Source organism: Rhizobium sp. NFR07, from assembly GCF_900111905.1.
In the GTDB taxonomy this organism is placed as follows: domain Bacteria; phylum Pseudomonadota; class Alphaproteobacteria; order Rhizobiales; family Rhizobiaceae; genus Neorhizobium.
The window spans coordinates 86589-99695 of sequence record NZ_FOKM01000022.1; the positions used below are offsets into that span (position 1 = coordinate 86589).

General features: G+C 56.1%; 8 protein-coding genes and 3 pseudogenes. 7 read left to right on the forward strand and 4 right to left on the reverse strand.

What is annotated here, in order from left to right; all coding sequences use genetic code 11:
• Positions 1 to 4: 4 nt before the first annotated feature.
• The 4 genes and pseudogenes from BM216_RS30690 to BM216_RS34370 all read left to right on the forward strand — a co-directional run.
• Positions 5 to 1603: pseudogene (locus BM216_RS30690) on the forward strand (type IV secretory system conjugative DNA transfer family protein); the annotation flags it as partial.
• Between the two features lie 1663 nt (positions 1604 to 3266).
• Positions 3267 to 3656: pseudogene (locus tag BM216_RS30695) on the forward strand (ATP-binding protein); the annotation flags it as partial.
• 414 nt (positions 3657 to 4070) lie between these two features.
• Positions 4071 to 4406: a hypothetical protein gene (locus BM216_RS33825; RefSeq protein ID WP_143102918.1), complete on the forward strand. Its 336-nt coding sequence runs from the start codon at positions 4071 to 4073 to the stop codon at positions 4404 to 4406.
• Positions 4407 to 5136: 730 nt separating this feature from the next.
• Positions 5137 to 5280: a hypothetical protein gene (locus BM216_RS34370; protein ID WP_177230996.1), complete on the forward strand. Its 144-nt coding sequence runs from the start codon at positions 5137 to 5139 to the stop codon at positions 5278 to 5280.
• Between the two features lie 657 nt (positions 5281 to 5937).
• Here BM216_RS34370 and BM216_RS30705 read toward each other — a convergent pair.
• Positions 5938 to 7080: pseudogene (locus tag BM216_RS30705) on the reverse strand (IS3 family transposase).
• A 938-nt stretch (positions 7081 to 8018) separates the two neighbouring features.
• Between BM216_RS30705 and BM216_RS30715 the strand changes: the two are divergent.
• Entirely contained in the window at positions 8019 to 8213 is a 195-nt protein-coding gene (locus BM216_RS30715; RefSeq protein WP_093003774.1) for a hypothetical protein, read from the forward strand.
• A 996-nt stretch (positions 8214 to 9209) separates the two neighbouring features.
• On the opposite strand, the gene BM216_RS33840 is transcribed toward BM216_RS30715, so the two are convergent.
• Together BM216_RS33840 and BM216_RS30730 are read right to left on the reverse strand one after the other, a co-directional pair.
• The gene (locus BM216_RS33840) at positions 9210 to 9446 is read right to left on the reverse strand and encodes a hypothetical protein (RefSeq protein ID WP_143102920.1); all 237 of its coding nucleotides are present in this window, start codon (positions 9444 to 9446) and stop codon (positions 9210 to 9212) included.
• A 504-nt stretch (positions 9447 to 9950) separates the two neighbouring features.
• Positions 9951 to 10328, reverse strand: a complete 378-nt coding sequence (locus BM216_RS30730) for a hypothetical protein (RefSeq protein ID WP_093003780.1) — start codon at positions 10326 to 10328, stop codon at positions 9951 to 9953.
• Positions 10329 to 10593: 265 nt separating this feature from the next.
• Here BM216_RS30730 and BM216_RS30735 point away from each other — a divergent pair, with 265 nt between their 5' ends.
• Both BM216_RS30735 and BM216_RS30740 read left to right on the forward strand, forming a co-directional pair.
• Positions 10594 to 10962, forward strand: coding sequence for a hypothetical protein (locus BM216_RS30735; protein WP_093003782.1), 369 nt, complete (start codon positions 10594 to 10596; stop codon positions 10960 to 10962).
• A gap of 2 nt (positions 10963 to 10964) precedes the next feature.
• On the forward strand, positions 10965 to 11144 hold the full coding sequence (locus tag BM216_RS30740) for a hypothetical protein (protein WP_093003784.1): 180 nt from the start codon (positions 10965 to 10967) through the stop codon (positions 11142 to 11144).
• A 194-nt stretch (positions 11145 to 11338) separates the two neighbouring features.
• Here the strand turns inward: BM216_RS30740 and BM216_RS30745 are convergent, their stop codons facing one another.
• The gene (locus BM216_RS30745) at positions 11339 to 12460 is read right to left on the reverse strand and encodes a hypothetical protein (RefSeq protein ID WP_143102921.1); all 1122 of its coding nucleotides are present in this window, start codon (positions 12458 to 12460) and stop codon (positions 11339 to 11341) included.
• Positions 12461 to 13107 lie beyond the last annotated feature (647 nt).

A 13107-nucleotide genomic window follows, 5' to 3' on the forward strand; every position in this document is an offset into this window, starting at 1 on the left:
GGATTTGAGCCGCGGCGCCCGAGGGGCCTATATGGTGTTTTGCGGGCTGATCGGTCTTGCGGCCTGGATAGTCGCCTACGGGCTCTTGCTCTGGATCCTCCATGGCGACCGGCGGATCTTCGAGATGACGATTTCCGAGAGGCCATTCGCACCGCTCGAGCAGTTCTGGTTCTATCGCGAAAACCGAGCGCTTCAGACGGTCGGCCTCATGGCGCTCGCACCGGCGGTCCTTGTCATGGCTGCAATCATGACAGCAATGTTCAGACGCCACACGCTGCCGCTTGCCGATGCGGCGTTTCAGACCTTGCCTTCGCTCAAGCGCCATGGATGGTTTGGAAAAAGAGGCCATGTCGTTGGAAGGCTTGGAAAAAGACTGTTGAGGATCGACGATGATCGGCATCATATGGTCATCGGTCCGACGAGATCCGGCAAGGGCGCCGGATATGTGATTCCCAATGCGCTAATGCATGAAGGCTCGATGATCGTCACGGATCTGAAAGGCGAGATTTTTGAGAAAACCGCCGCCTACAGGGCGCGGACGGGAAACCAGGTGTTTCTGTTTGCCCCGGGGTCATTGACCACGCACCGCTACAATCCACTTGATTTCATCCGAAGCGAGCGTGGCGATCGCACCAGCGACATTCAGAATGTCGCCGCCATGCTGATTCCGGAGGCTAGTCATTCGGACAACGCCATCTGGCAAGCAACGGCCCAGCAGGTCCTCGCCGGCGTAATTAGCTATGTGCTGGAGAGCGACCACTACGAAAGTCGCCGCAATCTCGGCGAGGTCAATTCCTTCTTTAACTGCGGGTTTGATCTGCAAGTGCTTATGAAGGATATCAACGAGCGCGAGCCCTATCTTTCCAAGTTCACGACAGAGAGTTTCAACGCCTATATTGGGCTGGCCGAACGGGCCGCCCAGTCTGCGCTGCTTGACGTGCAGCAGGCCATGCGCCCGTTCAAGAACGAGAAGATCGTCGCGGCAACGCAGGTGACCGACATCAATGTCGAGGCAATCCGCCAGAGACCGATCTCGGTCTATCTGGCGCCAAATATCAGCGATCTCCAGCTGTTGCGTCCGTTGATGTCATTGTTCATCCAGCAGACGCTGAGCCGGCTGCTGCGCGGAAAAGACAAAAGCCACGACCTGCCCATCTACTTTCTGCTCGATGAGTTCTGTCAGCTCAAGCGGATGGACGAAATTGTAACCAAGCTTCCTTACGTTGCGGGCTATGGGATCAAGCTTGCCTTCGTCGTCCAGGATTTGAAGAGTATCGACGGCGTCTATGGCGAGACGGCAAGGCATTCGCTTTTGGGCAATTGCGGCTATCAGTTGGTCCTGGGCGCCAATGACCTAGTCACAGCGGAGTATGTGTCCCGAGCGCTCGGCAAACAAACGGTCCGCTATTACGCGCAGTCGCGCACGATAGAGTTCATGGGTATGGCGAAACGCTCGAAGGTTGAGCAGATCCGCGAGCGCGACCTGATGATGCCGCAGGAGGTAAGGCAGATGCCAGCAGACAGGCTGATTATCTTGGCCGAGGGGCAACCTTCCATCAATGCCCAGAAGTTGAGATACTTCAAAGCTGAGCCATTCCGATCCGTGGTGCAGGATACCGCCGACGCTTCGTTGGTATTGCCAAATGTGGATATCTTTCCTGCCGTTTCCTTCCCGGTGCCTCCGCCCAACCGCCAGGAAAATCGTGATGAAACTGTGCACGGGAAATTTGTACATTGACTACCTACGGTCAGATATCTGAGCTACGGCACGCGGCTTCTGCGAAGATGTCTTCGGAGCACCACATTCGCACAATGTGCAATGGTGATTATGTAACCGCGCTTGCACTTCCAACGGCCGACGCTCAGCTTCGCCCCGATGCAGTTGCGACCCTGGACAGTATCCGCAATATCAGGGCATCCCAATTGCGCTGGCAGCCATCATCGAGAAGCCTGAGCGCGAGCCAACGCGGCTCTGACCCACATTCCGCCTTGTGCGGTGGGTGTCGGAACTGCTTAGTCTTTCGTCCCGGGACTAGAAGCGCCTGAGCCGCCCGGTAGTTAGCAAACTTGCCCGGGCGTCCTTCTTCGTTATACGTGCTGCAGAGATGCGAGAGCGGCTTGTCGCTTTCCGGCACTGAGTAATCAGGCAATTGGCAGTCGCCGCGTCAACCAAAGCAGCGCGGGCATCTCCCTTAATAGACCAACAGTCTCCCCCCCGAAATCTGCTAATTGATGGGTTCTGCCCTCATAGATAGTATTGCGGAATGACAAAGAACCCCGATCGAGATTATGCCATCGCAGAGGCCATCGCTGGAGGCAAACCTATCTCGGAGGTTGCTGCCTCCTACGACTTGAAGCCTCCGCGTATAAAGGCGATCGCCAAGGAAAACGCGCAGCTCGTTAGACAGCGCTACGGCCGACCAGTACCTTCAGGTCTGACGGTTCGCGCTGCTACCGCGATCGAATCGGCCCTCGGTATTTGGCCTACGGATTATAACGCAGCTGAAATAGCGAGCGAAAGATGGCAAATACTTCGGTCGCCCGCCGGTCGCCGCGTTGTTGTGCGAGAAATAGATCAGTGGCTATCCCAGGCTAGTGTCCTCGGGTTCTGAAGGGCCTGGTTGGCGTGCCACGCGCGCCTTTCGCTAGATAACGCTGAGATAGTGTAGCCAGAGCTTGTTCTGGTTCAGGATCCCATGCGTGTGGAATAAGCTCCTGCCGCGTTAACCGAAGCGGCGTGGACACCCCTTCGCTCCCCCGCGGCCAGCAAGCGACGCCATGGAACATCCGTCCCCCCAGCTTATTCTGTGGGACCCGCTGGCTTCCCTAGGCGATGGGTGTGACTACGCCCCCTGCTGCGCTCGTCAGCTGCTAAGCTGATCATGTTTCTTCGTAACTGCTTGCTGTCGGACATCTATCTAAGCCGCAAAGTCGGCCAAATAGATACGCTTGACACCCTTGTTCTCTCCTCGACGCAGACGACGGGTCTATAGAGCTCACCTCGATGTAGGGTGGCGTGGTTCTTTTTCGGCCCATGAAGGATTATGCTGTTTCGCTTTCATCCTGAGACTTTTGCCTGATTACGCTCCTCCTGACTGGCACCGCACGATGCGATACGATCGCCCCTACGAGAATTTTCGCGTGGTCTGGCTACCCTTCAACAATTACGAGGTCACAGTATCAGCGTGCTTCCTCCACCCAGCTTGTGGCCTGATGGTCGCGATCCCGACAATTGCACGCAGCAAGCCTGAAGCATATCTTCGCCCTGCGCTCTCGGTCACAAGGCTTGCCGTGACGATCGTTCCGTTCTCTATCAGCGGGTCCCACGACTCTTTGCCCAGCTCGCGCTCGCCCGCGGCGACGGCCGATACGCTCGTCTGCAACGCACCCTGGGTCATGTCCAGCTCCTGATTTTGGACGACTGGGGCCTCGAGCCGCTCAACGAGCAAGCCCGTCACGATCTGCTGGAAATCCTCGAGGACCGCTACGGCCGTCGTTCGACGATCATCACCAGCCAGCTCCCCGTATCCGCCTGGCACGGTGTCATCGGTGACCCCACCTATGCCGACGCCATCCTGGACCGTCTCGTCCACAACGCCCATCGCATTGAACTCAGCGGAGAAAGCCTACGACGAAATCTGCCGCGCAAAGCTTGACACATCACTCGAACGAACTGACAACAATTACTGCCTGCAGACCCCGATGAGACAGGGGGCGAGATCATCCCGGAATCCGGGGGCGCAATCATCTCGGACCAATGGGGCGGCTTCATCGGAATCGGCAGCAGGGGATCTTGGTAGTATTTCATGGTAGGGTGCTGGCGTGTGGACGGTTCGCTCTACGCCTTTGGGCTAGGTATCTCTGGCTCGGATAAAGCGTACTATGCTTCTTGGAAGCCGAGCAGCGAGAGAGCCTCGACTTTCGGTTAAGCCCGCGCCGGGGATTGCGCGGGCTTAGCTGCGCCAGATGGCAAGACCGCCATGAGCACAGGTGGTGGCGTTTTTCCTTGCTATCCTCCTTTGTTGAGCGCGTTGTATTCGGAGAGGCGAGCGGCCTCCAAAGGAGAGCCTATGTTTGTCGAATGGAGAGATCCGACCGGAAGCCTGACCAAACGCTATTCGCTTGCTAACAAAAGGAGCAAGAAAGCGATCCGCGACAGCGGACAACGCGACCACCATTCCAGTTCCATGTCTGAGCTCCAAGACAGAGTAGACCGTGAAACAACGCAAGAAGAACAACACAGAACCCGCGAAGGTCATGCACAAGCGAGGATTTCACGCTTTCAACGAGGCGTGACCGGCGCCGGTATAACTTTATCTCAGCCGTCAAAACCATCTGATCCTAAGCATGGCGCAGATAGTGCGTCGCTGAGTGAGCGCCGTGACACTCAGGAAGATCGTTCATGATGTTAATGCGGGATCTCGCTATTTCTTCCGAGCCCAGTGGAACTACTCTAGATCGTGCGAGTTACTAGTCGCCCACCTGTTCGGGCCACAGAGACAAGGGCTCGCCATCTACCCCTGGACGAGCCTTTGCCTTTCGAATTTAGTCCAAAGATTTCGGGCTGTTGAAACCGCAGGCTTGAAGCATATCCCCTCTGCGGGAGAGGTCAGCGCTCCGATCCGCCGTCGTCGCTGGCCTCGTTTTAGGTAGTTTGAAGTCAGGGCGGTGGGGCCAAACAAGATTGCCCCTAGCTTCGGTCAGACACCGTATCCAGCTCTTGAGAGATCCTCATGATGTAGTCATCTGCAGCGTCCGCAACCGCCGTAGCGGCTTGCATGCGCGACCAACCACTCTCAACAAGCTGGTCTATAACTTTGGTCACAGCGACCTGTACTTCGAATTGTTTTTCTTGTGGTAGATTGGCAAGCAATCCTGACGGCCCATGCTGTGATCCCATTTCCTGCCCCTGCGGTGGTGTCCCTAGCTAGGCTAACACGTTATCGACCGCCAGATGTTAGGGTTATGGGCAGAAGAGCTCAAAACTCGCCTGCGTACTAATACTGCCGAGTCGTCGGAACTTAACTCCCTCTATTCGGTTGGGCCTCATACCAATCAATAGCCCACATTGGTGAATGTTGTGGGAGATCTGGAACATAGATCTCCTTCCGGCCGCATGGGCCAAGGAGACTTATCATGACAGAAAAGAAGCCGGCGCCCGAAAGTGACGAGGCCCGTACCGGCGACGATGCCGATCGCAATCGCGAAGAGCTTTCCAGAGCAGCTGAGAAAGGCTTGAGAAACGCTCGCCCGGACAAACCCAAAGGCGACGCCCTCTAACCTCTTACGCACCTTTACGATAAACCTGCGATGAAAACTGAAAGGGCAAGCCAATGGTACGTCCGCAAAACGAAAATTTTCTCCAAGACAAGACAGAGGCGCCGGCTGAGAGGGCAAAGAAAGCAAAGATGGGACGGGGTTTCGTCATCCTCTTGATCTGTTTCGCAGCAATAATGTTTTCGATTTATATTGGTATAGCCGTCTTCGGGCTTAGCTACGCCTAAGATTGGGTTGTCGATCCGATAAGCCGGCTGCTTCACCGCCCATCAAATGATGTCAGGGCGCGGTGTCGACGGCGCCTGTAGTAATCATCTGCGCTGGCACCATCATCGAAATACGCGTCATCGAACGGATATTTATTAACGTAGTCGCTCCCTTGTAAGGCACTCAGAATCACATCGTTAGTTTCGCCGGTGTCGAGGGCTCGAAGTGCCAATCATCATAGGCATGACGGTAATTCGTCTCACGTCCTTCGAGGACATCTCCACCGACAATAACGATGTTAAAGCCGCTCAAACGATCAATCGTGGCAAGAGCCTGCACCTTCGTCAAGGCCCAGTTGCGATGATCCGGCCCTAGCCAGAGGCCGATCGAAAAGAGGTGGCTCGGTTTGTTTGAACAGTTTCGGGTGTTTCGTTAAGTGGATTTCCGCCTCGATTATGGCGCCACCATCATCGGTGCCAGCTTGTTGAAGTAGGCCTGATCGGGCGTCTGCCGGTCAAGGGATGAATGTGGGCGTCGGCTGTTATAGAACGTCACATATCGGCCTATGCTCCCACGGGCCTCAGACACGGTCCTGTAGGCGTGGAGATAAACCTCCTCGTATTTGATCGAACGCCATAGCCGCTCGACGAAGACATTATCGCGCCACGCACCTTTACCGTCCATCGAGATGGCGATTTCCGCTTTCTTCAGCACCGCCGTGAAGTCGATGGACGTGAACTGCGAGCCCTGATCAGTGTTGAAGATGTCCGGCTTGCCATAACGGGCGAGCGCCTCTTCGACCGCTTCGATGCAGAAGGCTGCTTCCATCGTGATCGACAACTGCCAAGACAGGACCTTCCGGCTGAACCAGTCGACAACGGCGCAGAGATAGACGAACCCTCGCGCCATCGGCACATACGTTATGTCCATTGCCCAGACCTGGTTGGGCCGGGTGACCGCCAGCTTTCGCAGGAGGTACGGATAGATTTTGTGCCCTGGCTCTGGTTTCGACGTATTCGGGCGACGATAGATCGCCTCGATGCCCATCTTCTTCATCAGCGTGGCGACATGGAGCCGCCCGGTTTCCAGACCTTCTCCCTTCAAAAGCCCTTGTAACATCCGACTTCCCGCGAACGGATATGCCAGATGCAGTTCGTCGATCCGGCGCATCAGTGCCAGATCACCGTCCGACACTGGGCGGGGTGGGCAGATAATAGACGCTGCCGCGACTGAAGCCGAGAAGCTTCGCCTGACGCACCACTGATAGCTTATGCTGGCGGTGGATCATTTCTTTCCGCCCAGCAATCCCGCCTTGCCGAGCGCACCGGATAAAAAATCATTCTCAAGCGTCAGTTCGCAGATCTTCGCGTGCAGCGTTTTCACATCGACGGTTGGACCCGCCGGTTCCGCCTTCGCTTCCTCGCCGAACACGCCTGTCGCACCCTCAAGGAGCTGGTCTTTCCACTGTTTAATCTGGTTGGCATGCACATCGAACTGCTGGGACAACTCCACCAGCGTCCATTCGCCTCGGATGGCGGCAAGCGCCACCTTTGCCTTGAAAGCCGGGCTGTGGTTCCGGCGCGGTCGTCTCGTCATGGTATCTCCTGTTCCCGGCATCTAAGCCGAACTCAGGCAGAAATTCCACTTATCCTAGCTGTGCAGATTTCCCGAACCATCTCTGACGTCGGTGAGCGAAACGAGCCGTCGAATTTAGGATGCCCCACATTGGAACTAACTCGATCTTCTCTGGTTCGACTCACCTAATTGGGAGAGAGGACACAATGGATCGTAAAGTCGTCGAGACCGGCACAGACGCGCGACAGGGCAGAACTGGTCGTCCAGTGCTGATTGTTCTTGTCGCTGGCTTGGCGCTGGCGATGATCGCTTGGCTTGGAGCGGAGATGTGGGGAGAGTCTACCGACGCTCCCGCCGAGAATACCGCAACACCCCCGGCTCAAAGCAACTCAACAACGCAACCCGCCCCTCCCAGTACCGGACCCGCTGTGTCGGCGCCTACCGACCAAACCCCTCATCCGGATGGTGGGACAGGTGGGCCTTCTCAATCTAACCAGCCTGATGGCAGCACTACGCGCCAATGATGTTAGGGGGCCGGTCCGCGTTCGGCCCCAAAACTGATCGTCGGAGCAGTGCATAAATGATCGCCAAAAAAACTAGGCCAGACCAAGCCCGATCCATACGAGTTGGCTGCGGGGAACATGGTAGATCGATTGTATCGTGAGGAAAGGAGCCAAACGAGCCCCACCCGGCAAAAATGGGAAGATAAGGTATGGCTTCAGAAAAGCTTTCCACCATAACAAGCCTCTTCATTCCTCGCTCTACAGTACGCGTTATACGATATTCCTTCACAAATCATATTCGCGCATTGATGGCCCTTGTTTTAGTAAAGCGGCCCACGAAGGCCTACGATGGTAGGGCGCTTGGTCATGGAATCCATACACGCCACGCAGCATTAAAACATTGGGAACTTTGACTGCATATAGTGGTAGGGTAGTTACTGCTGCGAGGAAATTGCAATGCGCGGTCGCATTCCATCGAATGTGGTTCTTCGACCTGAAGATCTGGCGTTGCTTGAACGCGTCTTCGCCCAGGTGATTCCTGAACACGATACCCACCCGGATGAGCTTGCTATGCTGCTCGTGCGATTGTTTCAGGACGGTTTAACCACTGAACCAAAACTCCTCAAAGCGGCTGAGCGGTGGTTTCGGTAGACCGTTAAAAGGTCGGAACGAATTACTTGGGTATCGGTTGATTCGCAAAACCGGAGTATTGCGTATGGACCAGATACAGCCTGAAGAAATCCCTTTTTCTCGAATGACTACGAGCCAGCGCGATCGAGTGTTAGTCGAGCTCGGCAAGAGCTTAAGTTACACGGCTCTCGTCTCGCGAACCTTCTCGACTAGCCATCATTCTCGTCTCGAAGAACTCAGCAGACGAATCGAGGCAGACCATGCAGAGCTCGCAGCCGATGCAGATGCGGCTGCGGAACTTGTATCTGAAGCGCTTCACCTCATAGCCACCTTCGAGTACGAGATGGGTAGAGGCGAAACTATACATTAGGCCCGGTTCCATTCGATGGCGCCGTTTGCCAACCCATCCCTCCCCATTATAACCCATCCTAGAGATGCGGGAGCGGCTTGTCGCTTTCCGGCACTGTGAAAACAGGCAATGGCAGTCGCCGCGTGAACCGAAGCCGCGCGGGCATCTCCCTCGAGCCTTAGACCCATTAGCACAGCATGCTAAAATCGGAACGTCGCTGCGCGTGAGAGCTCTTCTGCGTCTTAAGCAACATGCACAGAACTCGCGCGCGGCGGCACCTTAGCGAGGTGCTGCTCAGGCAAATTTTATGATTGACGTCTGACCCTCGCTCCCTACTTCGGTTGGACAGGAGGAAAACCGATGATTGCTCAAATCGACGTAATCCGCCGGGAAGATCGGCACTATGTGCGCATCGAGCACGATGGTGAGATCCGCGAGATGCGGTTTATCAGCGAGCGTTTCGCTCGGGATTACGCCCGCACGTTGAAGCGGCGGTACGCTGACCACCGCCTGCGAGACGTAATACCACTCCACTGACTTGAGAGCGATAGGACTTGTGCAACGTAAACCACTTTGGCTTGTGGTTCTCGTTCCGTGTAGTCACGGGCGGGCGGTCTACCAATCCGACGAATGAGGATTGACAGACGGCCTTGAAACATAAGCCCCAATCAACGCTTTTTCAGCGGAACAAGAAGAAGAAGCTCATCGTTCGGCTCAAAACAACCAGAGGGCCGACCGACGTGCAGATCTTCCATTTCAACGTGATCTATCTCGACAAAATTATCCCAGATCTCGAAGGCTCTGCCTTCAGCGACCATGCTGACGCACAACGCGAAGCGTTTAGATCTCTCTGTTCTATCGTAGCGGACGATGTCGAGAAAGGCCGGAGGATCGACGTCCGCCAAATAGACGTCCTGGCGCCCGATGGCTCCAGGCTTCACTCCGTCACTCTGGCTGAACTAATTACTGCAGTCGTCCCATTCGACGATGATCTGTTTTTCAGCGAGGTGGCGGAACAACTCACTCGCACTGGAGACCTTGATGCCTAGGATTTCGCGACAGGTCTCTATAGCACATCGCCACCGTCGCTTAGCTTGTCCTCGTCTGACAGGTTGGCATCGCCTGCGCCGCCCGCCGCAGACAAGATAGAGCTATCGTCGCGCTTCATCTGCCGAAGTCTTTCCATGTGCTGAGAAAGCGCCGAAAGGTATTTTTCTCTCCGCATTCTTTCAGCAATCTGGCAAAGAGTCCGCTCATGAAATGACCTGTCGCACATGATGCCACCCGTTCTTACGGGCGCGCAAACTGACGTCGGCGTAAAATGTTCCAGAAAAAAATGAAAGCCGGTCGATTACGATTTGTTCTTTGGTGACGCCCAGCCGATCCGGCCGATGACGACAAATTTTGAGTCACCATGAAGTATTTGGATGCTCAGTCGTGACAGCCATCAGTTTTAGAAAGCATCCCCGAATTCGCCGGTCTCGCCCCGGGAACCGCGCCGCCTCGATGCCCCAAGTGTAATTGGAACGCGCTATTTCGCACTTGATCTCGGCAATATTCGACCATTCGTCGAGCAGCACTTCGGAAAGATCATAGTCTTTCCACATATCCTGCGGGATATCCTCTGCGTTTTCCGCAAAAAAGATGGCCTTCTGCCGATGGTCGATCATTGGCCTGATAGATTCAAACTGCCTTGTCATCTTCGTATCATTCCCTGCCGGCCCTTGTGCACCCGCGAAGTGCTCGCCGAAGCGAGCGCACGTAAGTAGCTCAGCCTTTTCAGACACTTAGTATCCACTCTGGGGCCTCGTGAGCCCGTCTTTCGGGTTTTCAACGATCCGGCCGTCAAATGTATCCCATCGGCGACGACTAATTCTCACGATGCGCAAGCCCAGCGCGATCGATGTCAGAGTTTCGCGGGCTGATGAGAGCGCAGCGGCTTCGGCTTCTAATACCCTCATAACACCCTTCGAGACAGGGTGTCAGTGTGGAATTATTAACCGTGCTCGCTCACCGGCCATGGGCAGACCTCCGATTGATAACATCCACCGCATGAACCTTATGCTTGACAAGGTCGATATGGATCGCGTCAAGGCAATCGCCGGTGTGAAGGGATCATCGAAGTTCGTCCGGGACGTCATCCGCGAAGAACTGGAGCGGATCGCACCAGGCGATGAGGCTGTCGGCCAACCCTATTTCGAAAGCGATGGCGGCCACGAGACGAGGCTATCTGTTTCCGGCCGCGCTACAGTGTTTTCCCTTCTACGCAGGAAACGCACGAGCCTCGATCAGATGCAGCATGCTTTCGGCTTTGAAGACCCGATCGACTTCCTGCATGCCCTTCTCGGCTACCGGCCGTTGCCCAACCAAGCCGCCAGCGTTATTGTCAGCGAAATCCTTGGGGAGCTTTTCGAGCGATAGCGATGGCCACCAATGAACTAACCGCTGCAGAGCGCGAAGCCATAATCGAAGAGGGCCGACAGGCAGCCCTTCGCAAGGACGATCCTATCAGCAGCCCCTATCTCAATGACCCTAACGACAGCCGCCTTGCCGCATGGATGGAAGGCTACCGCATGGGACAGCGATCATTACCACAGTTATAAACGGCCCACTTTTGATGTCAGGGCGATGGGGTATCAGACGTTTGCTGGGAACTGCCCACCGAGGGCGGTAGCTCCTACCCCACCCATCACAGGCGTATAGTGAGTTCCGTCGTCAGTGTTTCGGTTCGCAGTCCCGTCCACTGGCCATTTGCCCGGTTCTGGCTCCGATACTCCCCATGGGTCAACAGTGAAGCTCATCGTGCCATTGGCAATGAGTGCCGTTGCGGATGCGTCCAAATAGGCGCGGAAATCAAGGAAGCCCGTGCGAACGGTCTGATTTGCGACGGTCGCCCAGCTATCGGTGCTGTCGGACTTCGGTGCCAAACGAGACGACCTATTCTCTTGCCGCCGATGAGCAACAGTTTGATGATGGCGTCGCACTGGTCAAGGCTGGCAGAAGTGGCTTCCTTGTTTCGGTTGCTGGAAAAGTCGTTGCCACCATAGCCATTGAGGCCAATGTTGCAGAATGCGGAAAGCTGACGGCGATATGCCGAGGTTGAAACGAACTGGTCGGCTCGCTCGCCACCCATTCCGACGTTAACCCCGGCCACCTTCTTCCCGCCAACGTTGGCTAGGCCTCGACGGATGTAACCGCCCGCTCCGCTGGCGCCGTCCCCTCCGTTGTCTTTCTGCCCTTCTTCAAGGCTAGCACCATAGGTGTAGACAGCCCGCATCGGGCCGTCAGGGACACCGGCGACGAGATCAGGCCCCCAGAACGCGGTAAGAGCCGTCCAGCTTCCTGCGGTTGTCATTGCGCCCGCTACGCCAATCTTGGACACGGCAGTGCCGGCCGCGCCACTGAATGCATTCTCCCCTGCGATGCCGGGGGTGTTGCCCTGCGTTCTCCAGTAGACCGGAGCGCCGCCCACGGCAAAGGTCCGCTCTACCTTGCGCCAGAACAAAGTTCCCGCCTCGAACTTAGCCAAGCCAAAAGCCGATGGGGGAACGGGATCACAGGGTACGAGAACCGCACCATTGGAGATCGCCTTGCTTGTCGCCCCACCATCGAACGTGACCGCAACGCAGACGCCGTTGATCTCGATGTCGGCGCGGAGTGCGTGTGCATCGCCGTCAACCTCAACGCCTGCGCCTACCCGCTTCGCGCTGAAATACAGGACCAGACCGCCGCTGATGGCCGCGTCATCGCTGATATAGTCGCGGGTGCGGCAGACCTGCACGTTGTTCGACGCGGTACGAGCAGGTCCCACAGTTCTGCCTATGTCGCCGCGCATAGAGACCGCTTGCAAAGCGCCCGCCGCAGCGGTCGGGGTGACGCTCTTCGAATCGCTGTCAGGACCATTGCCGATCGCGTTCACGGCGCGAACGAGCACATTGACCGCCGCCCCGTTCGTCAGTCCTGTGATGTTGAAGCTGCCAGTCGAAACAATACCGGAATTCGTCCAAGCACCGGCGCTAGCCTTATACTGGATCGCCGTGATGGCGGAGCCGCCATTGCTAAGAAGAGCGGAAATCGTGACCGTAGCTGTTCCGCCGCTCGCCGCATCTGCAACCGACCACTGACCCGCAGTGAAGGCAGAAGGCGCGGTATTGACCGGAGGTTGCCCCCCACCGCCCTGTGTTGGGGATGCAGAAAAATTGGGTAGATGCGTACCGAAACTTAGGTGGAGCCGGCAGCCGAATACCGATGAAAGGTCAAGCTGAAGAGCGCATTCTCAGCGGCACGTTGAGATAGCAACACTAAGCGTGTCAATACTCCCATTGGTCAGCCTGTCTCTCTCCGAATGCCTGAGATGGAGGACCATTGTGCCTTGATCTGAACGGACCAGTCACAAATGCTTGAGATCGTCCCCATCGAGTCGTTGGCTGTGGGGGCAAAGCGCTACTTGCTTACCGAGGAAATGGTTGATGGTAAGCGCGAATTTCTGCGCACCTTCTGAAGCGCTGTACTCTCAGGCATGAGGTGTCCACCAAAATAAGTGGACACCAAAACATGGATGAAGAT

Excerpts from the sequence above, each read along its gene's own strand:
- BM216_RS33825 (WP_143102918.1), top strand. The coding sequence starts at position 4,071 with ATGTTTGTCGAATGGAGAGATCCGACCGGAAGCCTGACCAAACGCTAT.
- BM216_RS34370 (WP_177230996.1), top strand. The coding sequence starts at position 5,137 with ATGACAGAAAAGAAGCCGGCGCCCGAAAGTGACGAGGCCCGTACCGGC.
- BM216_RS30715 (WP_093003774.1), top strand. The coding sequence starts at position 8,019 with ATGCGCGGTCGCATTCCATCGAATGTGGTTCTTCGACCTGAAGATCTG.
- BM216_RS30735 (WP_093003782.1), top strand. The coding sequence starts at position 10,594 with ATGAACCTTATGCTTGACAAGGTCGATATGGATCGCGTCAAGGCAATC.
- BM216_RS30740 (WP_093003784.1), top strand. The coding sequence starts at position 10,965 with ATGGCCACCAATGAACTAACCGCTGCAGAGCGCGAAGCCATAATCGAA.